The 26,527-nt window shown below is 40.2% G+C and carries 25 protein-coding genes; 4 read left to right on the top strand and 21 right to left on the bottom strand.

Going from position 1 to position 26,527, the window contains the following annotated elements; genetic code table 11:
• Positions 1-55: 55 nt before the first annotated feature.
• The 21 genes from glmU to rpmH all read right to left on the bottom strand — a co-directional run bounded on the left by glmU (position 56) and on the right by rpmH (position 19,890).
• Complete coding sequence (gene glmU / locus H5162_RS14780) at positions 56-1,414, bottom strand: bifunctional UDP-N-acetylglucosamine diphosphorylase/glucosamine-1-phosphate N-acetyltransferase GlmU (RefSeq protein WP_182778861.1); 1,359 nt, start codon at positions 1,412-1,414, stop codon at positions 56-58.
• Between the two features lie 317 nt (positions 1,415-1,731).
• The gene (locus H5162_RS14775; protein ID WP_145241679.1) at positions 1,732-2,154 is read right to left on the bottom strand and encodes a F0F1 ATP synthase subunit epsilon; all 423 of its coding nucleotides are present in this window, start codon (positions 2,152-2,154) and stop codon (positions 1,732-1,734) included.
• A gap of 13 nt (positions 2,155-2,167) precedes the next feature.
• Positions 2,168-3,553: a F0F1 ATP synthase subunit beta gene (atpD, locus tag H5162_RS14770; RefSeq protein WP_145241681.1), complete on the bottom strand. Its 1,386-nt coding sequence runs from the start codon at positions 3,551-3,553 to the stop codon at positions 2,168-2,170.
• A 33-nt stretch (positions 3,554-3,586) separates the two neighbouring features.
• Positions 3,587-4,447 (bottom strand): F0F1 ATP synthase subunit gamma, encoded by an 861-nt coding sequence (gene atpG / locus H5162_RS14765; protein WP_145241683.1) that lies wholly within the window; start codon positions 4,445-4,447, stop codon positions 3,587-3,589.
• Positions 4,448-4,507: 60 nt separating this feature from the next.
• Positions 4,508-6,049, bottom strand: coding sequence for a F0F1 ATP synthase subunit alpha (gene atpA, locus H5162_RS14760; protein WP_145241685.1), 1,542 nt, complete (start codon positions 6,047-6,049; stop codon positions 4,508-4,510).
• Between the two features lie 14 nt (positions 6,050-6,063).
• On the bottom strand, positions 6,064-6,597 hold the full coding sequence (gene atpH / locus H5162_RS14755) for a F0F1 ATP synthase subunit delta (protein ID WP_145241687.1): 534 nt from the start codon (positions 6,595-6,597) through the stop codon (positions 6,064-6,066).
• Between the two features lie 15 nt (positions 6,598-6,612).
• The gene (atpF, locus tag H5162_RS14750; RefSeq protein ID WP_145241689.1) at positions 6,613-7,083 is read right to left on the bottom strand and encodes a F0F1 ATP synthase subunit B; all 471 of its coding nucleotides are present in this window, start codon (positions 7,081-7,083) and stop codon (positions 6,613-6,615) included.
• A 52-nt stretch (positions 7,084-7,135) separates the two neighbouring features.
• Positions 7,136-7,369: a F0F1 ATP synthase subunit C gene (atpE, locus tag H5162_RS14745; RefSeq protein ID WP_009838908.1), complete on the bottom strand. Its 234-nt coding sequence runs from the start codon at positions 7,367-7,369 to the stop codon at positions 7,136-7,138.
• A gap of 68 nt (positions 7,370-7,437) precedes the next feature.
• The gene (gene atpB / locus H5162_RS14740; RefSeq protein WP_145241691.1) at positions 7,438-8,280 is read right to left on the bottom strand and encodes a F0F1 ATP synthase subunit A; all 843 of its coding nucleotides are present in this window, start codon (positions 8,278-8,280) and stop codon (positions 7,438-7,440) included.
• A 15-nt stretch (positions 8,281-8,295) separates the two neighbouring features.
• Entirely contained in the window at positions 8,296-8,676 is a 381-nt protein-coding gene (locus H5162_RS14735) for an ATP synthase subunit I (protein WP_145241693.1), read from the bottom strand.
• 142 nt (positions 8,677-8,818) lie between these two features.
• Positions 8,819-9,736: a ParB/RepB/Spo0J family partition protein gene (locus H5162_RS14730; protein ID WP_145241695.1), complete on the bottom strand. Its 918-nt coding sequence runs from the start codon at positions 9,734-9,736 to the stop codon at positions 8,819-8,821.
• A gap of 17 nt (positions 9,737-9,753) precedes the next feature.
• Positions 9,754-10,539 carry a ParA family protein gene (locus tag H5162_RS14725; RefSeq protein ID WP_145241697.1) on the bottom strand — a complete coding sequence of 262 codons (786 nt, stop codon included), beginning with the start codon at positions 10,537-10,539 and terminating at the stop codon, positions 9,754-9,756.
• Positions 10,540-10,553: 14 nt separating this feature from the next.
• A complete protein-coding gene (gene rsmG, locus H5162_RS14720; protein WP_145241699.1) occupies positions 10,554-11,174 on the bottom strand; it encodes a 16S rRNA (guanine(527)-N(7))-methyltransferase RsmG in 621 nt (206 codons plus the stop codon).
• A 15-nt stretch (positions 11,175-11,189) separates the two neighbouring features.
• On the bottom strand, positions 11,190-13,079 hold the full coding sequence (gene mnmG / locus H5162_RS14715; protein WP_145241701.1) for a tRNA uridine-5-carboxymethylaminomethyl(34) synthesis enzyme MnmG: 1,890 nt from the start codon (positions 13,077-13,079) through the stop codon (positions 11,190-11,192).
• 428 nt (positions 13,080-13,507) lie between these two features.
• Positions 13,508-13,957 (bottom strand): flavodoxin domain-containing protein, encoded by a 450-nt coding sequence (locus H5162_RS14710; RefSeq protein WP_182778859.1) that lies wholly within the window; start codon positions 13,955-13,957, stop codon positions 13,508-13,510.
• Between the two features lie 637 nt (positions 13,958-14,594).
• The gene (locus H5162_RS14705) at positions 14,595-15,383 is read right to left on the bottom strand and encodes an isocitrate lyase/phosphoenolpyruvate mutase family protein (protein ID WP_182759106.1); all 789 of its coding nucleotides are present in this window, start codon (positions 15,381-15,383) and stop codon (positions 14,595-14,597) included.
• A 403-nt stretch (positions 15,384-15,786) separates the two neighbouring features.
• A complete protein-coding gene (gene mnmE, locus H5162_RS14700; RefSeq protein WP_182778857.1) occupies positions 15,787-17,151 on the bottom strand; it encodes a tRNA uridine-5-carboxymethylaminomethyl(34) synthesis GTPase MnmE in 1,365 nt (454 codons plus the stop codon).
• Between the two features lie 126 nt (positions 17,152-17,277).
• A complete protein-coding gene (gene yidC, locus H5162_RS14695) occupies positions 17,278-18,912 on the bottom strand; it encodes a membrane protein insertase YidC (RefSeq protein WP_145241709.1) in 1,635 nt (544 codons plus the stop codon).
• Positions 18,913-18,920: 8 nt separating this feature from the next.
• Positions 18,921-19,196 carry a membrane protein insertion efficiency factor YidD gene (gene yidD / locus H5162_RS14690; RefSeq protein WP_064668255.1) on the bottom strand — a complete coding sequence of 92 codons (276 nt, stop codon included), beginning with the start codon at positions 19,194-19,196 and terminating at the stop codon, positions 18,921-18,923.
• 126 nt (positions 19,197-19,322) lie between these two features.
• Positions 19,323-19,748, bottom strand: a complete 426-nt coding sequence (gene rnpA / locus H5162_RS14685; protein WP_145241711.1) for a ribonuclease P protein component — start codon at positions 19,746-19,748, stop codon at positions 19,323-19,325.
• 7 nt (positions 19,749-19,755) lie between these two features.
• A complete protein-coding gene (gene rpmH, locus H5162_RS14680; RefSeq protein WP_004335215.1) occupies positions 19,756-19,890 on the bottom strand; it encodes a 50S ribosomal protein L34 in 135 nt (44 codons plus the stop codon).
• A gap of 507 nt (positions 19,891-20,397) precedes the next feature.
• On the opposite strand from rpmH, the gene dnaA reads away from it, so the two are divergent.
• Genes dnaA through gyrB form a run of 4 tightly spaced genes read left to right on the top strand, consistent with a single transcriptional unit; the run spans position 20,398 to position 26,446 of the window.
• The gene (gene dnaA / locus H5162_RS14675) at positions 20,398-21,789 is read left to right on the top strand and encodes a chromosomal replication initiator protein DnaA (protein WP_145241713.1); all 1,392 of its coding nucleotides are present in this window, start codon (positions 20,398-20,400) and stop codon (positions 21,787-21,789) included.
• Between the two features lie 13 nt (positions 21,790-21,802).
• Positions 21,803-22,906, top strand: a complete 1,104-nt coding sequence (gene dnaN / locus H5162_RS14670; protein ID WP_145241715.1) for a DNA polymerase III subunit beta — start codon at positions 21,803-21,805, stop codon at positions 22,904-22,906.
• A gap of 6 nt (positions 22,907-22,912) precedes the next feature.
• The gene (gene recF / locus H5162_RS14665; RefSeq protein ID WP_145241717.1) at positions 22,913-24,007 is read left to right on the top strand and encodes a DNA replication/repair protein RecF; all 1,095 of its coding nucleotides are present in this window, start codon (positions 22,913-22,915) and stop codon (positions 24,005-24,007) included.
• Positions 24,008-24,019: 12 nt separating this feature from the next.
• Complete coding sequence (gene gyrB, locus H5162_RS14660; protein ID WP_182735383.1) at positions 24,020-26,446, top strand: DNA topoisomerase (ATP-hydrolyzing) subunit B; 2,427 nt, start codon at positions 24,020-24,022, stop codon at positions 26,444-26,446.
• Positions 26,447-26,527 lie beyond the last annotated feature (81 nt).

Genomic DNA, 26,527 nt, shown 5'->3' with positions numbered 1-26,527 from the left:
AAAGCAAAAAGCGAGTATAAACTCGCTTTTCTAGCTAAGGTAAACACTACTGCGCTTACTTTTTAACTGGGCGTTTCCAACCGGTTAAGTTGCGCTGTTTTGAACGTGCGATTGCTAGCTGTTCATCTTCAACTGTGCTGGTGATCACAGAACCTGCACCAACAGTTGCTGTTGCGCCAATGTTTACCGGTGCAACAAGAGATGAGTTAGAGCCAATAAAGGCATTATCACCAATAATGGTTTTGGCTTTATTTACGCCATCGTAGTTACAGGTAATAGTACCGGCACCAATATTCACTTTTTCACCAATTTCAGCATCGCCTAAGTAAGAAAGATGATTTGCTTTAGAGCCTTTGCCTAAACGGGTTTTTTTCATCTCAACAAAGTTACCAATATGCGAGTCTTCTTCCATAATCGCACCTGGGCGCAGGCGAGCATAAGGCCCCAAAGTACACTTATCGGCTACGCTAGCATCCTCAATTAAGGTATTAGCTTTAATAATCACGTTATCGCCAATAGTACAATTTTTAAGTACGCAGTTAGGGCCAATTTCAACGTTATTACCAAGAGTAACTTTACCTTCAAAAATAACGTTTACGTCAATTAATACATCTTCACCAGTTGTCACTTCGCCTCGTACATCAATGCGAGCAGGATCGGCAAGCGTTGCACCATTAAGCATTAACTGTTCGGCTTGCCATGCTTGATATGCGCGTTCAAGGCCTGCAAGTTGTACGCGGTTATTTGCACCTTCAACTTCCATTGGATGATCTGGTTGTGCTGAGCTTATCTCTACACCTTCACTGTGCGCCATGGCGACTATATCTGTGAGGTAGTATTCACCTTGCGCGTTTTCGTTAGATAAGTTGCCTAACCAGCTTTTGAGTAATTTACCATTTACAGCCATGATGCCAGTGTTTACTTCGTTAATAAGTAATTGCTCTGCGCTTGCATCTTTTTGTTCAACAATCCCTACTAGCTTGCCATCAACACGTAACATGCGGCCATAACCATTAGGGTTAGCTAAATTTACAGTAAGCACGGCTAAGCCGTTTTTAGGTGTAGCAGCCATTAAACGCTCAAGGGTTGATTGCTTTGTTAATGGTACGTCACCGTATAAAACCAATACAGTGTCTTCATCATTAATATGTGGGTTTGCTTGTGCCACTGCATGGCCAGTACCAAGCTGCTCAGCTTGAAGTACCCAGTTAACATCGTTGTCAGCAAGTTGTTGTTGTAATAATTCGCCGCCATGACCAAAAACTAAGTTAGTAGATGTCGCACCGAGTGCTTTAGCATTATCGATAACGTGTTGCACCATAGGTTTACCGGCAACCTTGTGCAGCACTTTAGGTAGAGCAGAACGCATACGAGTACCTTTACCCGCAGCAAGAATTACAGTAGTAAGTGACATTAAAACAATTTCCTTCTTTCTTTGTTTTATTGAAATGAATAAGCGCGTGTAAATTCAAAAAGATTACGTAAGTCACATCATGTGCACTTACTCAATGGCAATCTAGCAGTAGCCACTGAATCTAAGCTGAAATCACAACTTGCTTTGTATTAGTTATATTGTAACGGGGATCGATGAAGGATATAAGTAAAAATAATGATAAAGAGCTGTAAAAGTAGAGTTTAGAAAAATGATAGCGTTCTAATAAGATAACAATGCAGTATATTTCAAGCACAAAAAAGCCCACATAAAGTGGGCTTTTTGAAAACCAGATAGGCTTACTTTTTACGTAATTGCTGAATAACGCGTAGCTGTGCAATTGCTTCTGCAAGTTGTACTGCTGCTTGTTGATAATCTAATTCAGCGGCTGAAGAATTCGCCATTTGCGCTTCAGCTTCACGTTTAGCTGCTTCTGTTGCTTGTTCGTCAAGGTCTTCACCACGAACCGCTACATCAGCCAAAATAGTCACTATGTTCGGTTGCACTTCTAGAGTACCACCAGCAACATACATTACTTCTTCGTGACCAAATTGCTTTACTAAACGTACCATACCAGGTTTAAGGGCAGTCAATAGTGGCGCATGTCCTGGGTTTACACCTAGTTCACCTTCACTACCGCTTACTTGAATCGATTCAACCAGACCAGAGAATAACTTCCGCTCTGCGCTTACTACGTCAAGATGTACAGTCATAGCTGCCATACTACCCTCCTAATTACATGTTTTTGGCTTTTTCTTGAGCTTCTTCGATAGAGCCAACCATGTAGAACGCTTGCTCTGGCATATCATCAAATTCACCGTTTAAGATGCCTTTGAAGCCAGCAATTGTGTCTTTAAGTGACACGTATTTACCCGGTGATCCTGTGAAAACCTCTGCCACGAAGAATGGCTGAGATAGGAAACGTTGGATTTTACGTGCACGAGATACAAGTTGCTTATCTTCGTCAGAAAGCTCGTCCATACCTAGGATTGCAATGATGTCTTTAAGTTCTTTATAACGCTGAAGAACTGTCTGAACGCCACGTGCTGTATCGTAGTGCTCTTGACCAATTACTAATGGATCAAGTTGACGTGAAGATGAATCAAGTGGGTCTACCGCTGGGTAGATACCAAGTGACGCGATATCACGCGAAAGTACTACTGTTGCATCTAAGTGAGCAAACGTTGTTGCTGGAGATGGATCCGTTAAATCATCCGCAGGTACGTATACCGCTTGGATTGAAGTGATTGAACCCGTCTTAGTAGATGCGATACGCTCTTGCAGTACACCCATTTCTTCAGCAAGTGTAGGCTGGTAACCTACCGCTGATGGCATACGACCAAGAAGTGCAGATACTTCAGTACCAGCAAGTGTGTAACGGTAGATGTTATCTACGAAGAAAAGTACGTCGCGACCTTCGTCACGGAACTTTTCAGCCATAGTAAGACCTGTTAACGCTACGCGTAAACGGTTACCTGGAGGCTCATTCATCTGACCGTATACAAGCGATACTTTATCAAGTACGTTTGAATCGTTCATTTCATGGTAGAAATCGTTACCCTCACGAGTACGCTCACCAACACCGGCGAATACTGAGTAGCCGCTGTGCTCGATTGCGATGTTACGAATAAGTTCCATCATGTTTACGGTTTTACCAACACCGGCACCACCGAATAAACCAACTTTACCACCTTTAGCGAATGGACATACAAGGTCGATTACCTTGATACCAGTTTCTAAAAGTTCTACTGAACTTGATTGCTCTTCGTATGAAGGCGCTGCACGGTGAATAGACATACGGTCTTCTTCGCCGATTGGACCAGCTTCATCGATTGGCTCACCAAGTACGTTCATGATACGACCAAGCGTTGCTTTACCAACTGGAACTTGAATCGCTTCACCTGTGTTTGATACTAATGCACCACGGCGTAAACCGTCAGTAGTACCTAGTGCGATAGTACGTACCACACCGCCACCTAGCTGTTGTTGAACTTCTAGAGTCAAACCAGCTAAATCGCCATCTGTTATTTTTAACGCGTCATATACGGCTGGCACGCTGTCTTGTGAAAATTCAATATCCACAACGGCGCCGATAATTTGGACGACCTTACCTAAACTCATGTCTATTCCTCTCGTTAATCTTTGCCCGAAGCATTAAACTGCTGCTGAACCAGAACAAATCTCACTAATTTCTTGTGTGATTGCCGCTTGGCGAGCCTTGTTATAAACAAGCTGTAACTCATCCATAAGGTCGCCTGCGTTATCAGTTGCAGCTTTCATTGCAACCATACGGGCGGCCTGTTCAGAGGCAGCATTTTCAACTACACCTTGGTATACTTGAGATTCCACAAAACGAACCATTAATGTATCCAAAATTGCTTTTGGATCTGGTTCGTAAATGTAATCCCAACGGTGTGCAAGTTCTTTGCTTTCGTCTTTTGGCAAAGGCAACAACTGATCGATTGTTGGCTCTTGCTTCATGGTATTTACAAACTTGTTGTAAACCACATACAAGCGGTCTAATTTGCCTTCATTGAATGCTTCAAGCATTACTTTTACCGGACCAATTACGTCGGTAATAGAAGGCGCATCGCCTAACCCTGATTTTTTGGCAAGTACTGTTCCACCAAAACGGTTAAAGAAAGTGCCGGCTTTTGAGCCCATAACTGCGAAATCAGCAGAAACACCTTTTTCTTTCCACGCTTTGATATCTAAAGATACTTTCTTAAACTCATTAGAGTTTAAGCCACCACATAAACCACGGTCGGTAGAAATGACGATATAACCAACGCGCTTGACCTCACGCTCTTCCATATATGGATGGCGATATTCAAGGTTAGCATTAGCAACATGACCGATCACTTTGCGTAAATTTTCAGCGTACGGACGGCTTGAAGCCACTCGTTCCTGTGCCTTTTTCATTTTAGACGCAGCAACCATTTCCATAGCGCTAGTGATCTTTTGAGTATTTTTAATACTACCGATCTTGCTTTTAATCTCTTTTCCGCTGGCCATGACTCTTTCTCCGAATCAAGGTGTGCTTTAGCGAACTAAAGCGCACCATTTATAACTAAATTACCAAGTTTGCGTAGATTTAAACTTCTCTAGAAGTTCTTTAAGCTGCGCTTCGATCTCGGCATTGTAGTTACCAGTTTCATTGATTTGAGCCATAAGCTCTGCGTATGTGCTGTTTGCATAAGAAAGTAACCCAGCTTCGAAATCCATGATTTTAACGATTTCGATATCTTGAAGGTAACCTTTCTCTGCTGCAAATAACGACAAAGACATTTCAGCAACAGACATTGGCGCGTACTGTTTCTGCTTCATTAGCTCTGTTACACGCTCACCATGCTCAAGTTGAGCACGAGTTGCATCATCAAGGTCAGACGCGAACTGCGAGAACGCAGCTAATTCACGATACTGAGCTAGGGCTAGACGAATACCGCCACCTAGTTTCTTAACGATTTTAGTTTGTGCAGCACCACCAACACGCGATACCGAGATACCAGCATTTACTGCCGGACGGATACCTGAGTTGAATAAGTCAGTTTCTAAGAAGATCTGACCATCGGTGATAGAGATAACGTTAGTCGGTACGAACGCAGAAACGTCGCCGCCTTGAGTTTCAATGATTGGCAATGCCGTCAATGAACCTGTTTTACCTTTCACTTCACCATTGGTGAACTTTTCAACGTACTCAGCGTTTACACGCGATGCACGCTCAAGAAGACGAGAGTGAAGATAGAATACGTCACCTGGGTATGCTTCACGACCTGGTGGACGCTTAAGTAGCAATGAGATTTGACGGTAAGCAACTGCTTGCTTAGATAAATCATCATATACGATTAATGCGTTTTCACCACGGTCACGGAAGTATTCACCCATAGTACAGCCCGCGAACGGTGCTAAGTACTGAAGTGCCGCAGACTCAGAAGCAGATGCAACAACTACGATAGTATTTGCTAATGCACCGTGCTCTTCTAATTTACGTACTACGTTAGCAATAGTAGATGCTTTTTGACCAATCGCTACGTACACACACTTAACGCCTGTGTCTTTTTGATTGATGATTGCATCGATTGCTAGTGCAGTTTTACCTGTTTGGCGGTCACCGATCACAAGTTCACGTTGACCACGACCCACTGGGATCATCGCATCGATAGATTTATAACCAGTTTGTACTGGCTCATCTACTGATTTACGTTCGATTACACCCGGTGCAATTTTTTCTACAGGTTCAAAACCGTCGTTATCTAAAGCGCCTTTACCGTCGATAGGTGCACCTAGTGTGTTTACAACACGACCAAGTAAACCAGCACCAACAGGAACTTCTAAGATACGACCAGTTGTGTATACTTTTACGCCTTCTGTAAGGTCAGCGTATGGACCCATTACTACTGCACCAATTGAGTCACGCTCAAGGTTTAGTGCGATAGCATAACGGTTGCCTGGAAGCTCAATCATTTCACCTTGCATACAGTCAGCAAGACCGTGGATGCGAATGATACCGTCAGTAACAGATACAATTGTACCTTCGTTACGAGCTTCACTTACAACTTCGAACTTCTCAATACGTTGTTTGATCAGATCAGAAATTTCAGTGGAATTAAGTTGCATGCTCTTCTTCCCAATTACGATTGTAGTGTAGTGGCTAAACGGTTTAATTTACCGCGAACAGTGCCGTCGATTACTGTGTCTCCAGCCTTAATCATAAGGCCACCAACAAGTGATTCGTCAACACTACAATTCAGCTTAACTTTGCGTGCGAAACGTTTTTCAAGTGCCGCTACCAGTGTTTCTTGCTGCGTTGCAGCAAGGGTTGTTGCAGAGGTGATGTCAACATCAATCTCTTTATCGTAATCTGCTTTAAAAGCAGAGAACAATTGTGCAACAGCTGGTAGGGCGGTCAAACGTCCATTTTCAGCCATAACCTTTACAAGGTTTTGACCGTATTCGTTGAGTTGCTCTGCACAAACAGAAATAACAATTTCTGATTGCTTATCAGCAGAGGCGCTTCCAGTTAGGAATTGAGCGACTTGTTCATTTTTCGCCACTTCTGAAGCAAAAAACAACATATCATTCCAACTCTCAACTACGCCTTTTTCAACGGCAAATTCAAAGGCCGCTTTAGCGTATGGGCGAGCGATTGTAGTCAATTCAGACATGCTCAGACCCTCCTATTAAAGCTCAGCTACAAGTTTTTCAACAATGTCGCTGTGCGCGGCTTCATTGATTTCGCGCTCTAGAATCTTCTGTGCGCCGATAACCGCTAAAGTAGCAACTTGCTTACGCAGTTCTTCTTTAACACGGTTACGCTCGGCTTCAATTTCAGAATGACCTTGAGCAATGATGTTTTCGCGCTCGTCGTGACCACGAGATGTCTCTTCGTCTACGATTTGCGTTGCACGCTTCTTAGCTTGCTCGATGATTTCAGCAGCTTGTGATTTAGCTTCTTTAAGTTCTGCAGTTGCTTTTTTACGAGCAAGTTCAAGATCTTTTTCAGCTTTATCAGAGGCCGCTAAACCATCTTCAATTTTTTTCTGGCGAGCTTCAATAGCACCGTTAAGTGGTGGCCACACAAACTTCATGCAGAACCAAACAAAAACGATAAATGCTATTAATTCGCCGAGTAGAGTAAGGTTTAAACTCACAACCACTCCTCCTTAGTCAATAGTTGATCGCGGATAAAGTATTTTTTCAATATTAAAGTGCGAACAACATGTATAGACCAATACCTACACCGATCATCGCGATAGCATCGATAAGACCCGCTACGATGAACATTTTAACTTGTAGTTGTGGTGCAAGCTCAGGTTGACGAGCAGCAGACTCAAGGAATTTACCACCTAAGTTACCAAAACCGATAGCAGTACCTAAAGCACCAAAACCGATAAGTAACGCTACAGCGATATATTTAAGACCTAGTACGATTTCCATTGTTTTCTCCGATTAATTTTCAAAGTTTAAAGTTTAAGTAAAAAAATCTTTATTGAACTGACGTCTGATTAATGATCAGTTGACGCCATGCTCAGGTATACAATTGTTAGCATCATGAAGATGAATGCTTGCAATACGATTACGAGAATGTGGAACACAGCCCATACGAAGTGCAGTGGTAATTGGAATAAGCCAATCGCTGCAATCAGAATGAAGATCAATTCACCTGCGTATAAGTTACCAAATAAACGTAGTGCCAATGAGATTGGCTTAGCAAACAAGGTTACTAGCTCTAGTAACAAGTTTACTGGAATAAATAGTGCTTGAACCACTGGGTTCTTAACGTTAAACGGTTGTAATGTAAGTTCTTTAACAAAACCCATAACGCCTTTAACGCGAATCGAATAAAAGATGATAAGTGCGAATACACCTAAACCCATTGCTAACGTTAAGTTAAGATCGGTTGTAGGTACCACTTTCATATAAGTATGCGATTGACCGCTTGAAATAACATCCCAAGACTCACCACTAATCAATGCCGCAGCAGTTGGTAGGAAGTCAACAGGTATTAAATCCATTAAGTTCATCAAGAATACCCAGACAAAAATTGTCAGAGCAAGAGGGGCAATTAGTTTACTTTTACCGTGAAAGGTATCTTTCACGTTAGAGTCAACGAATTCTACGACCATCTCGATAAAGCACTGAAATTTACCAGGAACACCAAGCGTTGCTTTATTCGCAGCGCGCTTGAAGATCCATAGAAAGATCAATCCTAAACCGATAGACCATGCTAGGGTATCGACATTAAGTACCATCCACCAATTGTTAGGGTCGTCGGATAGACGCACCTGACCGTTGGTTAGGTGGTGCTTGATGTAACCCGTTAGAGTTAGCTCTTCACCTGCAGCCATGTTATATCCCAAAAGTTAATGATTAAAAAAAACTGGCGCGAACAATCCAACGAACATCACTAATATAAAACTACAAAAAAATGGCAAAAAGATTACCGGATACAGTTTAAATATCAGCGCAAACAAAAAGATTGTTAGCAAAAATTTTAATCCGTTGCCGCGTTTAAACGAGGCAAACACTTGTTTTGCTTTACTAGCACCCATATAACGGAATGCATAGATAACAAATACAAAATTAGGGAGCACCGCTACAGTGCCTCCAGCGATAGCTGAAAGGCCGGCATCTACTCCCCAACCAACAAAAATGATTACAGCAGCAACTAATGCTACAACACCCTGAAGACATATTAATTTTAATGCGGCAAGCCGATATGGCCTCGCTAACTTATTTGTCACGTTTAGTTAACCTTAGTGGCAATCTAATTGTCAGGGCATGAAAACTGGCGAAATTATACTGATTCCTACCAGTTTTGCAACTTGAGTCGGTGTATTGTGGTGCAAATTTGCGACGAATGTCTCTTTTTGGACATGATATTTATTAATGCTCGGAATTCTCTGCATTTATACGGCTTAAAATTCCATCTAACTCTTCTAAGTTAGTATACGAAATAACTAAGTTTCCTTTGCCTTTTTTGTTGTAGTTAATTTCAACTTTAGCACCCAAGTTTTCGGCTAATTGTTGTTCTAACTGTTTGACATCTGGATCTTTTTCGAAAGTTTCTTTTTTAGGGGCAGGTTCAATAATTGAACGAACTAATTTTTCTGTTTCGCGTACAGTTAAAGCCTTTGCTACAGCCAGTCGAGCAGCATCAGATTGTGCTTCACCTTCAAGGGCTAATAAACAACGCGCATGCCCCATTTCAATATCGCCATGTTCCAACAATATTTTAACATCATCATTAAGATTATTTAGTCGTAATAAATTAGTTACCGTCGTGCGTGATTTGCCTACGGCATCTGCCACTTGTTGGTGAGTTAATTCAAACTCAGTTAACAAACGGTGCAATGCAACCGCTTCTTCCATGGCATTTAGATCTTCGCGTTGAATATTTTCAATCAATGCGATGGCCACCGCAGCTTCATCAGGCACATCTTTAATGATACATGGTACTACGTCTAGCTTAGCTATTTGTGCAGCACGCCAGCGACGTTCACCAGCAATTATCTCATAACTGTTTTCTGCTACTGGACGAACTACAATTGGCTGAATAATCCCTTGCGATCGAATTGAGCTTGCTAGCTCTTCAAGCGCTTCTTCGGACATGTCTTTACGTGGCTGATATTTACCTGAGTGTAAAAACTCAATCGGTAGCTTTTGCAGTTCACTACTGGTTGGCTGAACAATTACATCCTGCTCACTCACGTTGGGTTGTTCAGTGCGGGCACTCGGTGCTGGTTTTGACGAGCTTAATAAAGCATCGAGTCCTCGGCCTAAACCGCGTTTTTTAGCAGACATGTTCTTTTTACCTCAAGTTAGGCGACGATTGGGGATATTTTTTCTTTTCTGCGTAACATTTCACCGGCAAGTGCTAAATACGCTTTAGCGCCACTTGATGCCCGGTCATAATACATTGCGGGTGCACCAAAACTCGGCGCTTCAGCTAAACGTACATTACGTGGGATCACGGTGCGGTATACTTTATCGCCAAAATGTTGTTTAAGCTGCTCAGATACATCATTGGCCAAACGATTACGCGGATCGTACATAGTACGTAAAATCCCTTCAATCTGTAGTTTTGGATTAACTAACTTGGCTAATTGCGTAATTGTGTCCATTAATGCGGTTAAGCCTTCAAGCGCATAATATTCACATTGCATAGGCACTAAAATTGAATCCGCGGCCGCCATTGCATTCACCGTAAGCATGTTCAGCGATGGTGGGCAGTCGATAAAAATAAATTCATATTGATCAGATATTTTTTCAAGGGCATTGCGTAGTCGTACTTCTCGAGCATAAAGCTCCATCAGTTTAACTTCGGCGGCGGTAACATCACCATTGGCAGCAATTAAATGATATTCACCAGAGGTTTCTTTAGTAACAACTTCTTCAATTGGTTTATCTTCGATTAATAAATCATAAATTGTTGCCACATCGCCGTATTTGTCTACGCCGCTACCCATGGTTGCATTGCCTTGCGGATCGAGATCAATAAGCAACACTTTACGTTTAGTTGCAGCCATTGATGCCGCGAGATTAACTGCTGTGGTGGTTTTACCCACACCACCTTTTTGGTTTGCTATTGCGATGACTTTTGCCACAGTATCTCTGATCCCTAGTCTTTAGAAAGAATAATTAAATGTCTTTGCGCATCTAATTTTGGTACTTCCAAGGTGATTTTTTGCTCGAACTTAACACCTGCTGGTAAAGATTCTAGCTCTTCACTTGGAAATACGCCTTTTAAGGCAATAAACTTACCTGAATGATCAATCAAGTGCGAACACCAGTCAACCATATCTTGTAAAGATGCAAAAGCACGACTCAATACACCATCTAATTTAACACTTGGTTGATAATCTTCAACTCTAGACTGCACTGGGGTTACATTTTTCAGACCTAGCTCATGTTTTACCTGCATTAAAAAACGCACGCGTTTACCTAAACTATCTAATAAAATAAATTGTGTATTAGGTAATGCAATAGCTAATACGATACCCGGAAGGCCAGGACCCGTACCAACATCAATATAATGATGACCGGGTAGGTGAGGTGCAACAACTAAGCTATCCATAATATGCTTAATCATCATATCCTCAGGTAAACGCACTGAGGTTAAATTATAAGCTTTGTTCCATTTGTTGAGTAACTCAACATATTGAACCAATTGTTGCTGTTGTTTTTCAGTTAGCGCAATATCAGTTTGCGCTAACAAAGTAGTTAATTGTTGCTGTAACACAGTATTCCTTAATGACTACGCAATTTTACGTAGTAAGCCTTGCTTCTTCAGATAAACTAATAATAGCGAAATAGCAGCAGGCGTGATACCTGAAATACGTGATGCTTGACCGATTGTATCAGGACGCGCCTCAGTTAATTTAGCAACCACTTCATTTGATAGACCCGATACGATCGAGTAATCATAATCTTTAGGCAAAATAGTTAACTCATGACGAAGTTGCTTATTGATCTCTTCTTGCTGACGAGCAATATAACCTGCGTACTTAGTGTGGATCTCAACTTGCTCTAACGCTGTTGCATGATCAAACTCAGATCCTAATCCTTCGATCGCCATTAGATCGTTATAACGGATCTCAGGGCGACGTAATAATTCTTCTAAACTTGCTTCTCGGGTTAATGGTGTTTTAAGTAAGCCATTAACTTGATCAATTACAGCGTGATCTTTATGGATCCAAGTTTCTTTGATCCGTTGAGATTCTTTTGCAATGATATCCATTTTTTCATTAAATGCTTGCCAGCGTTCATCGTTAACTAAACCAAGTTCACGACCTTTTGCTGTTAAACGAATATCAGCGTTGTCTTCACGTAGTAACAAACGGTATTCAGCACGACTAGTAAACATACGGTACGGTTCTTTGGTACCTAGTGTAGTTAAATCGTCGATTAATACACCGACATAAGCTTCATCACGGCGTGGTGTCCAAGGCTCTTTACCTTGCACTTGCAATGCTGCATTCATACCGGCAATTAAGCCTTGTGCACCGGCTTCTTCATAGCCTGTAGTGCCATTGATCTGTCCAGCAAAGAACAAACCATCAATAAATTTGGTCTCTAATGATTTCTTTAAATCGCGTGGATCAAAAAAGTCGTACTCGATAGCATAGCCTGGACGGCAAATATGTGCATTTTCAAAGCCAGTGATTGATTGCACAATCTCTAATTGCACATCAAATGGCAAACTAGTTGAAATACCATTTGGATAAAGCTCATAAGATGTTAGGCCTTCAGGCTCAACAAAAATTTGATGTTTGTCTTTATCTGCAAAACGAACAATTTTATCTTCAATAGAAGGACAGTAACGTGGACCAATCCCTTCAATAACACCTGAGTACATAGGTGAACGATGTAAATTATTGCGGATCACATCATGAGTTTTTTCATTGGTGTATGTGATGAAGCAAGAAATTTGTTGTGGATGATCTAACTGCTTACCCATAAATGAAAACACCGGTGTTATAGCATCACCAGGTTGTTGTTCCATTTTACTAAAATCAACTGTACGGGCATCAATACGTGGTGGCGTTCCAGTTTTTAAGCGATCAACACGAAATGGTAATTCACGTAAACGATTTGCTAATGCAATTGAAGGTGGATCACCAGCGCGACCACCTTTGAAGTTTTCTAAGCCAATGTGAATTTGGCCACCAAGGAAAGTGCCTACGGTTAATACCACAGAAGGTGCGCTAAAACGCAGTCCCATTTGAGTAACAACACCAGTTACTTTATTATTTTCAACAATCAGATCATCACATGATTGCTGAAAGATCTTCAGGTTATCTTGGTGTTGTAAAATATCTTGAATAGCAGCTTTGTATAAAGCGCGATCTGCTTGTGCACGAGTAGCTCTTACTGCAGGTCCCTTTGAAGAATTTAAAGTACGGAATTGAATACCGCCTTTATCAATTGCTTGGGCCATTGCACCACCTAGTGCATCAATTTCTTTAACCAAATGACCTTTGCCAATACCACCAATTGCTGGATTACATGACATCTGACCAAGGGTATCCATATTGTGAGTCAGCAGCAGGGTATTCATACCCATACGTGCAGCAGCTAACGCAGCTTCTGTACCTGCATGTCCACCACCAACAACAATAACATCAAAATTTTCGTGAAAAATCATTTCGGGATCCTACTTAATCAACCAGCAAACTTTCAAGGGGGAGCGTATTCTACCTATAAATTTACAGAAGATAAATGATTAAACTGTGGCCAAGATCTAAGTAAATGATCTCTAATAATATAAAGGATCTTTTAAAGAGATCTTTTATTACTGTTACTACTACTGAGCATGATTTCTGTTGATAAGGTTTAGTTTACTTATTAAAACATAAAGTTAGATCGGATCTAAAGGTGTTAATATGATCGGATCTAACTGATTATAAGCTCTGATCAAAAAGGCTCTTTATGCACAGGGGGTATTGGATCAGATCTTATCCAATGGATAACATAGTCTTAAAACGCAGTTAGATCATAGCTTATCCACAATCTGATCTAAATACTCAGTAAATTGTGGGTAACTTTAAATTTGGATCTAAACTGTGATCTTAATTAAATACGGTTTATTTGCTCGATCCAGCTTGGTAACCAAGCTAATGCGGTGTCTTCTGGTAGTTCTTCATCAAGAATATTCAACTCTAAGCGCTCTGCTATACAGTGCGCGCCTTTACTTACTAAAAGTTGTTCTAGATTACGGCCTGCGAGGTTATAGGTATCATAACTGGTGTCACCTAAACCAATAACACTAAAATTTAATCCTTTTAAATCATTAACTTGATTAATATCTTCAACAAAGGATAAAAGGTTCTCAGGATAATCACCAGCACCATAAGTAGAAGTACACAATAACCAGATAGTATTTTCTTGGTTTATCTGTGAAAAGTTAGGTTGATCATGAACTTCTGTAGTGATCCCTTGAGTAACTAACTGCTCTGCTAGTTGCTCACCTACATACTCAGCAGATCCCATTTGGCTGCCTATAATGATATTAACGGAGTTCATAATTCTATTTGATCACACAACTGCTTACTTATAGGCTTATGATAACTGAGTTTACTCAGCAGTAAAGCCTTGAATGAAAGTTTGTATAAGTATTTAAGGTACAATTTTTGATTGTTTTTATTTTTAATTCGTAATTGTTTGATATATATAGATAAAATAAAGTATTCCAATGTGTAATCTTCTGATCAAGCTGTTGATAAAAAGTGGGAAAGCTGAGTAGTAAAAACATAAGATCTTATTTTTATTTTACTAAGCTATTGATTTTACGTTTTATGAGTGGTGAATTTTCGTTTCATTAAGAGTTTTAAAACGAGTGATCAGAATGTGGATAGATCGCCTGTTGATAACGATCGTTTTGGCTATAAATTAATTTATGAAATGCCAAAAAATATTTCAAGTAGGGTGCTAAATAAGTAATTAATGGCAATTAAAGTTGATTTAGTGGGTTTATTGCTCGATTTATACTGTTTGAGCTAATAAATTGAGTACTTTTTATATGCCTCTAAGTTAAAAATGATCAAAAAAGCCCAAATTGTGGATAACAATTTGAGCTTGTGCTGATCAATTTCTAAATTAGTTGCTATTTTTATCACTAATTATGATTTTAATTTTGTATAAATAGCTTTTAAAACTCCGATTAGAATAAATGATCGCTACTTTTTGTGCTATTAAAAGTACTGCTAGCGGTAAAAATATAGGCTTTTGTGGCATCAAATAGTGCATTACCAAGCGTATATCTTTGCACGCCATGTGCAAATAATGAGCTGCTATTACTACTATTATCGCAAAGAAAATCACTTTTTAATGGCTGTGCCATCACGTTAAGTGGCACCTTAAGTGTCGTTGTTATTTGCTTTATTGCTGTTAAATCGGATAATCCAGGGATAAAAATACCATCAACGCCAGCGTCTTGATAAGCCAAAGATCGAGTTATTACATGTTCAAGAGAAGCCATATTTTGGCTGTAGCAATCAGTTCTAGCATTGATAAATAGCTGTGAAAAACCATACTTTTTAAGTGTATTTTTAATCGCTTTAAGGATTTCTACTTGGTGTTCTAGGGAGCGTAACTGAGCTGTTTTTTTATCTGAATCCTCAATATTAATACCGACAGCACCTAATTTGGCTACGGCCAAAACATGCTGACAAATAGTGTTTACGTCATTACTGTAACCTGATTCAATATCCACAGAAACAGCAATATTAACAGCATCGATTATTGGTTTTAGCTGACTTATAAACTCCTCAAATGAGCATTGTTCGCCATCTTCTTGACCTCGAGATTGTGCCATCCCCCAACTTGTTGTGGCGATAGCAGCAAAACCAGTATCAGCTAATATGCGAGCGCTTAATGGATCCCACGCATTTGGTAATAAAAATAATTGATCTTGTTTATGTAATTGATGAAAGGTTTGGTATTTATTCATAATGATCTCAAAAGTGAATTTCATTATGACTATAAAAAGATTACGGTGACTACGCTGGCCAAATTCGGCACTGAACGTAAATTTTAAGCTCGTTGTAAAAACCTAAAAGGCAGTGATAGCGACGGATAATTTAGAGCGGTTGGTTAAATAACGACTTGTATTTTTTATTGAATACAGTTAATACCAATCGTGTAAAGTTACTGACCATTTATAGCGACAGATAAATACAGTGATAACAAGGCGTAAATTTTGACATGTAGTTGTTCTAATTGAAAAAATTATAACGCAGTTAGCGCTTTATGTAGCTCGCTAGAATGGTTAAATATCTAAGTCGATTGGTATAATAATATACTGGTTTTTGAAGGGGATTAAGAGTGCTTATATAAGCACCCTTAGTTTTTAATTATTTACCGATACAAAATGAGCTGAAAATTTTGCCAAGTAGATCGTCAGAGGTAAATTCACCGGTGATCTCGTTTAAGTAGTTTTGTGTTAAACGTAGTTCTTCAGCTAGGATCTCACCGGCAATATGCATCTCTAATTGGTCTTTGCCAGTTTGTAAATGATGAGCTGCGCTATCGAGTGCATCCAAGTGACGACGACGGGCCATAAAGCCGCCTTCGGTAGCTCCCTGAAAACCTATACATGCTTTTAAGTGAGTACGAACTAACTCTATACCATCAGCATTTTTAGCACTTAAGCTGATCACTGGATATTGCTGGTTTTCACTCATACCGACTTCGTCACCCGATAAATCGGCTTTATTTCGGATCACGGTTACGCCCATACCGGCAGGTAGTTTTGCCATAAACTCTGGCCAAATAGTATGTGGGTCAGTGTCTTTGGTATCAGTGCCATCAAGCATAAACAACACGCGGTCGGCTTGTTTTATTTCATCCCATGCGCGTTCAATGCCTATCTGCTCAACGCGGTCTGGGCTTTCGCGCAGGCCTGCAGTATCTATAATATGTAGCGGCATGCCATCAATGTGAATGTGTTCTCGTAGTACGTCACGGGTGGTGCCGGCAATTTCAGTAACAATAGCAGCTTCACGTCCTGCAAGTGCATTTAGTAAACTAGATTTGCCTGCGTTAGGGCGCCCAGCAATCACCACGCGCATACCTTCACGCATAATGCTGCCTTGTTTTGCTTGATTGGTCACATTGCTTAGCTGAGTGATAATGGCATTTAGATCACCAGAGACTTTACCGTCAGATAAAAAGTCTATTTCCTCATCGGGAAAATCAATGGCCGCTTCAACGTACATACGCAAGTGAATGACTTTTTCAACTAAGGTATCAATGTGCTTAGAGAACTCGCCCTGGAGTGATTGTAAGGCGCTTTTGGCTGCTTGTTCTGAAGTGGCATTAATTAAGTCAGCAATTGCTTCTGCTTGGGTTAAGTCCATTTTGTCGTTCATAAAGGCGCGCTCAGAAAACTCGCCTGGCTTTGCTAATCGCACACCTTCAATTTGGCTAATTTCTTTAAGTAGCATATCCAGTACTACAGGACCTCCATGGCCTTGTAGTTCAAGTACATCTTCGCCAGTGAAAGAGTTTGGCCCGGCAAAATAAATAGCAATACCTTGATCAAGTTGCTCGCCAGCAAGACTGTTAAATGGCACGTAATCGGCGTAACGCACCTTAGGGCAACGACCAATAATCTGTTCGGCGACGGTTTTTACTAAACTGCCAGAAACGCGAATAATACCAACGCCACCACGACCAGGTGCGGTTGCTTGTGCTGCAATTGTGTCTTGATTGATCATGCTAATAGTTTGCCAACTTAAAGAGTAATGGTATGGGCGTATTGTAACCTATGCAGTTATGACTGGCGAATAGCGGGCAATAAAAAAGGCGACCAATGGTCGCCTTAATTTAAGTAACTGAGCAAATTAGCCCCTGACTTTTATTCCTTGCTTTTCCATACCGCGATAGATGATCAGCATCTGTGCGATAGAGATAAGGTTTGATACTAACCAGTAAAGTACTAGACCAGATGGGAACCAAAGGAAGAACACTGAGAAGATAACCGGCATAAAGGTCATCATCTTTTGTTGCATCGGATCAGTTACCGTCATTGGTTGTAGCTTCTGAGTAATAAACATACTGGCACCAAATAAGATTGGTAGTACGTAGTATGGGTCTTTCGCAGATAAGTCAGTTAACCAAAAAATAAATTCAGCATGACGCAGTTCTGTTGATTCTAAGAATACATAAAATAGCGCTAAGAAAATTGGCATTTGCAGCAAAATAGGGAAACAGCCACCCATAGGGTTTACTTTCTCTTTGCGGTACATTTCCATGGTTGCTTGGCCGAATTTTTGACGGTCATCACCAAACTTTTCTTTTAATGCAGCCATTTTAGGCTGTAGGGCACGCATCTTCGCCATTGACGTATATTGTGCTTTGGTAAGTGGGTACATTGCTGATTTAACAATCACAGTAATGGCGATAATTGCCACACCCCAGTTACCTAGTATGCTATGTAGCCATTTTAATAGTATAAATAACGGCTGTGAGATAAACCATAACCAACCGTAATCGACAGTTAAATCTAAGTTCGGATGAATAGCTTCAAGTATATCCGACTCTTTAGGGCCCATATAGTAAGTTGCACCAAGAGTTGCTTGTTGGTTCGCTTGTACATTTATCGGCTCACCTTTAGCACCAATAATTGCTGCGTTGCCTTTAGCAATTAAGCTGTAAAGGGTATTTTGCTGTTCTTGCGAAGGAACCCACGCACTTACAAAGTAGTGCTGAATAAAAGCAATATAACCACCTTGCGTATTAATGCTAAGGTTTTTGTCGGCCATATCAGAAAAGCTATATTTCTCGTACTTTTCCTCAGCAGAACCATAGGCAGCACCTAAGTAGTTTTGGTCAACTAAGCTGCCTTTATCTTGTACTGTGCGTTTTACTTGCGTATACAGCTGTACTTGAATTGGCTCTGCGGTGGTGTTATTTACTGAGTATTCTAAAGCAACATCGTATTGACCTTTTTTGAATACATACGTTTTAGTAAAACTAACACCTTTGCTATCAGTAAATGTAAGTGGTACGCGAAGTTCGTCACCTGTTAAAGCAAATGTTTTTTGCTCAGAGTGATAAACCGGGCGACCTTCTGCAGATGCATCTGGGCCATTTAAGCCTATTAAACCACTTTGAGAGAAATATTGTTTACCATCAAACTCACCAAGTAACATATAAGGCGTTTCGCTGCCTTTTGTTTCTTCGTATTGCAGTAAGTCAGCTTCAACAATATCACCACCACGGGTGTCAATTTTAACTTTGAATACGTCAGTCGTAATTTCAATAACTGAACGTTTCGCGGTTGTTGCTGCAGTAGGTAATTCACCATCGGTTGATGATGGAACATAATCATCAGAGTCAGGGGAATTAGTTTGTAGTGTTTGTGTGTTGGCACTAGGATCGACTTTTGGTGCGTTGTAGTCTTTATTCCACTCTTGGAACAATAAAAACGATACAAGCATCAGGCCGATGAATAAAAACGTGCGTTGCGATTCCATAACAGCTCTTATTTCTCGTGTTGGTGGTTAATATGGGTTAATTTTTCAGGTACGGGATCATCCCCACCTGAATGTAAAGGATGACATTTTAATATGCGTTTAACCGCTAACCAACTCCCTTTTACAGATCCATGCAAATTAATTGCTTGAATAGCATAACTAGAGCAGGTTGGATTAAAGCGACAATGCGGACCTAACAGCGGACTAATCCACTTTTGATAACCACGAATTAATAACACTAAACAGCGCTTAGGAAAAGCAACAAGTGGTTTTAGTAACCTCATGATGTTCAAGCCTCTGCGTAATATTTAGTGAATGGATACCATGAATTTAAACGCCCAAAATGGAATTTTAAATGCATGATTAAAAGGTGAGCTAAAGATACCTTAATTAACCATGTAATTCTATTGCTATTGGCTCTGTTTATTGGATTTAGCCGATTTGTTGGGGCGTTTTTTAAACGGCGGTGGTTTTGGTGCACCAGGTTTACAGCGTTCGTTAATCTTGCGCCATAATTTAGTGAGTTGTTTAGTTAGCTCTTCATTTGACTGTTCATCAATACCACTTTTAACCATCAGCACAATATCGACATTATCAATAGTGTGTTGGTTTAAACGAAAACTTTCGCGAGCAAGACGTTTAATACGGTTTCGTTGGCAAGCTTTTTTAACCCGTTTTTTAGCTACAGTGAGTCCTAAGCGAGGTTTTGCTTGGTCATTGGGTTTTGCTAATAAGGTAAAGAAAGGAGTTGCGGCCCGAGCGGGTTCATTAAAGATGCGAGAGTAATGCGAGGGAGTTAACAGACGTAACTCCCTGCCAAAGTTAAAGTCTTCCACTTATATATTAAGCAGAAAGAACTTTGCGGCCTTTAGCGCGGCGACGAGCTAATACTTTACGGCCATTTACAGTTGCCATGCGAGCACGGAAACCGTGTGCACGTTTGCGTTTTAAAACGCTAGGTTGAAAAGTTCTTTTCATAACAATTCCATCCGATCGGTTAAAGGTTAAAACATCCTATGCAGGTCGCGATCCTGGCACAGGTGCCATTGCGAGCGCGAGATATTATCGATGAAGTGCCTTAAAGTCAACCATAATCGCATTTATAATAGAGGGGCGATAATAGATCTGTTGGCAGGATCTGCTAGGATCCTTATATTAAAGAAGTTTTCCACAGGCTCTGTATAAAAAGTGCATAAAAGCTTGGGGTAAGTAAAATAGATCACATAATTTGATCGCGATCCAAGCCCTTTTTTGCTATGATCATACTTTGAAGTTAAAAATAATTGCTATTAAAAATCAACGTCTTGCTTGTTTTTTTTAGCCAGATCATATTTTTCAAAAAAATCAATCTTGTACTTGTGGATAAAGTGCATTCATAATACTCGGTCTTGGGTTAATAAATTGCCTAAATAATAGTAATAAATGTATGATTTCCGGCCACTAAAGATGACCGGGAATAAATACTAAGTCTTTGGGAGTTTAACTGTGTATCTGTCGGTTTGGCAAAGTTGTTTATATGTATTGCAAGATGAACTGCCTTCGCAGCAGTTCAGTATGTGGGTAAGACCACTACAAGCAGAAAGTACCGAAGATACCCTGACGATTTATGCACCTAATCGCTTTGTGCTTGATTGGGTAAGAGAAAAGTACTTAAACCGAATTAATGAATTACTTGTTGAGATTTGTAAGGATGAAGCGCCAGAGTTACGCTTTGATGTAGGTAGCAAGCCAATCCACAATGCGCAAGTGATCGCGCCTGCAACAACTGGCTCTGCGACCCCGATGAATCAGCCAGCAGCAAAGCAGCAACCAAAAGCAGCTAAAGCTGTGGTTGAGCCTGCACCTAAGTCTGGTTATAAATCAAACATAAAAGAAAACTACACCTTTGATAGTTTTGTTGAAGGTAAATCTAACCAGTTAGCAAAAGCTGCTGCGACGCAAGTTGCGGATAATCCTGGTGCTGCCTTTAACCCGGTATTTATATATGGTGGAACGGGTTTAGGTAAAACGCATTTATTACATGCGGTTGGCAATGGTATTATGGCAAATAAGCCAGATGCAAAAATTGTTTATATGCACTCAGAACGCTTTGTGCAAGATATGGTTAAAGCCCTGCAAAATAATGCTATTGAAGAATTTAAGCGTTATTACCGCAGTGTTGATGCTTTAATGATCGATGATATTCAGTTTTTTGCTAACAAAGAACGCTCTCAAGAAGAATTCTTTCATACTTTCAATGCATTACTTGAAGGTAACCAACAAATTATTTTAACCTCAGATCGTTATCCAAAAGAGATTGAAGGGGTTGAAGATCGCCTTAAATCACGTTTTGGTTGGGGTTTAACCATCGCGATTGAGCCGCCAGAGCTTGAAACGCGAGTGGCTATTTTGATGAAAAAAGCCCAGCAGAGTAAAATAAATTTACCTCACGAAGTGGCCTTTTTTATCGCTAAAAAATTACGTTCAAATGTGCGTGAGTTAGAGGGCGCGCTTAATCGTGTGATTGCTAATGCAAACTTTACTGGTCGACCAATTTCGATCGACTTTGTAAAAGAAGCATTACGTGACTTGCTCGCTTTGCAGGACAAACTGGTCACGATAGACAATATTCAACGTACGGTTGCTGAATATTATCGTATTCGTGTCTCAGACCTGCTATCTAAGCGCCGCAGCCGCTCTATCGCAAGACCTCGTCAAGTTGCTATGGCACTGTCTAAAGAACTTACCAATCACAGCTTACCTGAGATTGGTGATGCCTTTGGTGGCCGCGACCACACTACAGTATTGCATGCTTGCAGAAAGATTAAATCACTACGTGATGAAAGCCACGAAGTGAAAGAAGATTACCAAAACCTAATAAGAACATTGTCATCTTAGGGCTGACTTTATTATGCAAATAACTATATCAAGAGAACAATTTTTAAAACCTTTGGTGCAAGTATCCGGCGCAATTGAACGCAAGCATACCTTGCCAATTTTATCTAACGTTTTGTTAGAGGTTGAAAATGGCGAGCTTTCAATGACAGGTACAGACCTTGAGATTGAACTTGTTGCAAAGGTTTTTGTTGGCGATGATACCGCTGATACTAAATTGACTTTGCCAGCTAAAAAATTACTCGATATTTGTAAAAGTCTGCCAGACGGTTCAGATTTAACGTTGAGCAGTCAAGATCACCAACTATTACTGACCAGTGGAAAAAGTCGCTTTTCATTAACTACACTCGCTGCGGAAGACTTTCCTAATCTTGAGCAGTGGGACGGTGAAGTTGAATTTCAACTAACGCGCTTAGAACTGCGAAAGTTACTTGAAAGCACTCACTTTTCGATGGCCAATCAAGACGTACGCTATTACTTAAATGGTATGTCGTTTGAAGTAGATAATACTGATATAAAAACAGTGGCTACTGATGGTCACCGTTTAGCAATTGCGCAAAAACAATTAACGCAATCGTTAAACACTCAACGTCAGCTAATAATTCCGCGTAAAGGCGTACAAGAAATTATGCGGCTAATGGTTGCTGATGATGAGTTGGTGACAATTCAATTTGGTGCAAATCATATTCGTATTTTAGATACAGAGTTTACTTTTACTAGTAAATTAGTTGATGGGCGTTTTCCTGATTACCGCCGAGTATTGCCACGTGGTGGTGATAAAGTGATTACCGCAAATCGTGAATGGTTACGCAGTGCGTTTCAACGGGTATCTATTTTATCGAACGAGAAGTTTAGAGGTGTACGGTTAAACTTATCGAACGGACTATTAAAAATTACCGCCAACAACCCAGAGCAAGAGCAAGCTGAGGAAGTGGTTGAAGTGAGCTATCAAGGTGATGACTTAGAAATTGGCTTTAACGTATCGTATGTTTTAGATGTATTAAATACATTAAAAACAGAAGACGTTTTATTTACGCTTGCTGATTCAAATAGTAGTGCATTGATAGAAGGTGCTGGCGATGAAGAAGCCATGTACGTTGTTATGCCAATGCGCTTATAAGGCACTATGAGTTTAAGTCATTTGAGCCTCAATAATTTTCGGAATATTGAGGCACTCACTGTAGAGCCAGTGAATGGTATTAACATAATTTATGGTGAAAATGGCAGTGGCAAAACCAGCCTTCTTGAGGCTATTTATTACCTTTCTCATGGCAAGTCTTTCCGCACCCCAAAACACAAAAGTATCATTACGCACCATAAAGAAAAATTCACCATTCATGGTCGTAAATCACTTTATAACTTATCAATTCCAATCGGTATTAGTAAGACTTTAAGTGGTGAGACCGAATTAAAAATACAGGGTAAGTCTAGTCGTCGAGTGTCTGAACTTGCCCAGTTAATGCCAGTACAAGTGATCACCCCTGAAAGCTATTCGTTGTTTTTTGGAGGTCCAAAAGAACGCCGAAAATTTTTAGATTTAGGATTGTTCCACGTGGAACAAGACTTTTTTTATTTGTGGCAATCTTTCAATAAAGTATTAAAGCAACGTAATGCATTATTGAAAAGTAAGCCTAAGAATTATTTTGATCAAATCAAGTTTTGGGATAAAGAATTTGTTAGACTGGCAGACCAAATAAATAATTTACGAATTGCGTATATAAGTAGGTTTAAGCAGCAATTTTTTGATAAAATGTGTGCAGAATTAACGCTTATACGCGATTTAGAAATAAGTTTTTATGCTGGTTGGAAAGAAAATGAATCTCTAGCCGACGCTCTCGAACAAAGCTTTGAGCGTGATAGTCGCCAAGGTTTTACAAATAAAGGGCCGCATAAAGCTGATTTCAGTTTTAGTGTCGCTGGCAATAGTGTGGAAAACACCTTTTCACGCGGTCAATTGAAACTATTGCTTTATGCGTTAAAAGTAACGCAAAATAGTTTGATTGAGTCAGAGACAGAAAAGCAATCAATATTGCTAATAGATGATCTACCTTCAGAGTTAGGGGAAGATACGAAAGAGAAAGTAGGACAGTTATTGTCGCACTGTAGCTCTCAAATATTTATCTCTACAATTCAATCTGAAAGTATTTCTGCTGTGGTGGAACCCATGCAACGAGAACTACAAATGTTCCACGTGAAACATGGCAACCTAATAACAAGATAAGTGGGATTAACCATGTCTGAGAATTACGATTCGTCGAGTATTAAAGTACTAAAAGGATTAGACGCAGTAAGAAAGCGTCCTGGAATGTATATAGGGGACACCGATGATGGCACAGGCTTACACCACATGGTGTTTGAAGTCGTTGATAACTCTATCGATGAAGCCTTAGCAGGTCATTGTGATGACATCTTTGTCTCAATTCATTTAGATGGTTCAGTCTCTGTTCGAGATAACGGCCGTGGTATTCCAACTTCAATTCATGAAGAAGAAGGCGTGTCAGCTGCTGAAGTAATTATGACAGTACTACATGCTGGTGGTAAGTTTGATGATAACTCATATAAAGTATCAGGCGGCTTACACGGTGTTGGTGTTTCAGTAGTAAATGCGCTTTCAGAAAAATTAAAGCTAACAGTTCGTCGTGAAGGCAAGTTACATGAGCAATTTTACACTATGGGTGTTCCTGATGCGCCACTAGCTGTAATTGGCGAATCAGAAACCACAGGTACTGAACTTCGTTTTTGGCCAAGTGGTGAGACTTTCACAAATTTAGATTTCCATTACGATATTTTAGCTAAGCGCTTACGCGAGTTATCATTCCTGAATTCAGGTGTGAGTATTATTTTAAATGATGAACGCGAAGAAAATAAAACAGACCACTTTAAATATGAAGGGGGTATTCGTGCCTTCGTTGAGTATTTAAACCGTAACAAGACACCTATTCATAAAGGTGTATTCCACTTTACTCATGAACGTGAAGAAGATGGTATTAGCGTTGAAGTATCAATGCAGTGGAATGATGCTTACCAAGAAAACATTTACTGTTTTACAAACAACATTCCACAACGTGATGGTGGTACTCACTTAGCCGGTTTTAGATCTGCGCTAACTCGTACACTTAACAACTATATGGAAAAAGAAGGCTTTAACAAAAAAGCTAAAACAACCAGTAATGCAACAGGCGATGATGCCCGTGAAGGCTTAACTGCAGTTGTTAGTGTTAAAGTTCCTGATCCTAAGTTCTCATCACAAACCAAAGATAAGCTAGTTTCTAGCGAAGTTAAATCAGCTGTAGAACAGGCAATGGCTGAGAAATTCACTGAATTCTTATTAGAAAATCCAGTAGACGCAAAAATAGTTGTTGGTAAAATCATTGATGCTTCTCGTGCTCGTGAAGCGGCGCGTAAAGCCCGTGAAATGACTCGTCGTAAAGGCGCAATGGACTTAGCAGGTTTACCTGGTAAGTTAGCGGATTGCCAAGAAAAAGATCCAGCCCTGTCTGAACTATATATAGTGGAAGGGGACTCTGCTGGCGGATCAGCCAAGCAGGGTCGTAACCGTAAGAATCAAGCGATTCTTCCGCTTAAAGGTAAAATACTAAACGTAGAGAAAGCGCGTTTTGATAAGATGTTATCTTCACAAGAAGTTGCCACGTTAATTACAGCCCTTGGTTGTGGTATTGGCCGCGATGAGTATAACCCTGAAAAATTACGCTATCACCGCATCATTATCATGACCGATGCTGACGTCGATGGTTCGCACATTCGTACGTTACTGTTGACCTTTTTCTACCGTCAAATGCCAGAAATCGTTGAACGTGGTTATATCTATATTGCTCAACCACCACTTTATAAAGTGAAAAAAGGTAAACAAGAGCGCTATATTAAAGATGATCCAGCACTTGTCGAATACCTAACTTCATTAGCATTAAATGGTGCCTCACTTTATACCGGTGCTGATGCATCTGCACTTGAAGGTGAAGCTTTAGAGGCTATCGTTCATGATTATCAAAACACCGTTAAAGTTATTGAGCGCTTAAAACGTAAATACCCGAATACGGTTATGGAACGTTTGATCTATCAAACAGAGCTAAACGAAACTGATTTAGCCGATGAAGCTAAAGTAATCGAGTGGACCAAAACGTTAGTCGATGACTTAGTCGCACGTGATGAAGATGCAACTATCTTCGCTGCTGCAACAGAGCATGATACTGAGCGTAACTTATATTACCCAGTTATCAATATTCGCCAACACGGTGTTGATAAGGCACACGTACTGAGCCATGATTTTATCTCTTCACGTGATTATAAACGCATCGCAGTAACTGGTACTAACATTGCCAATATCTTAAGTGAAGGTGCTTATATTCAACGTGGAGAGAAAACACTAGCTGTTGATAACTTTGTGGATGCATTGGAATGGTTGATCGCAGAATCTAAGCGTGGGCTATATATCCAGCGCTATAAAGGACTAGGTGAGATGAATCCAAGTCAGCTGTGGGAAACTACCATGGATCCTTCAGCGCGTCGCATGTTACAAGTAACCATTGAAGATGCTGTTGGTGCCGACCAATTATTCGCAACCTTGATGGGTGACCAAGTTGAGCCGCGTCGTGAGTTCATAGAAACGAATGCACTACGTGTAGTTAACTTAGACGTATAATTAAATTATAGTAATTACAAAAAAGGAGCCTTAGGCTCCTTTTTTATTTTCTCAATTGCACAAACTGCTTAAAACATGACT

The organism is Pseudoalteromonas sp. SR41-8 (assembly GCF_014163915.1).
GTDB classification, from domain to species: domain Bacteria; phylum Pseudomonadota; class Gammaproteobacteria; order Enterobacterales; family Alteromonadaceae; genus Pseudoalteromonas; species Pseudoalteromonas rhizosphaerae.
The sequence above is the reverse complement of the archived record's forward strand: the minus strand, read 5'-3'. Positions and strand labels throughout refer to the sequence as shown.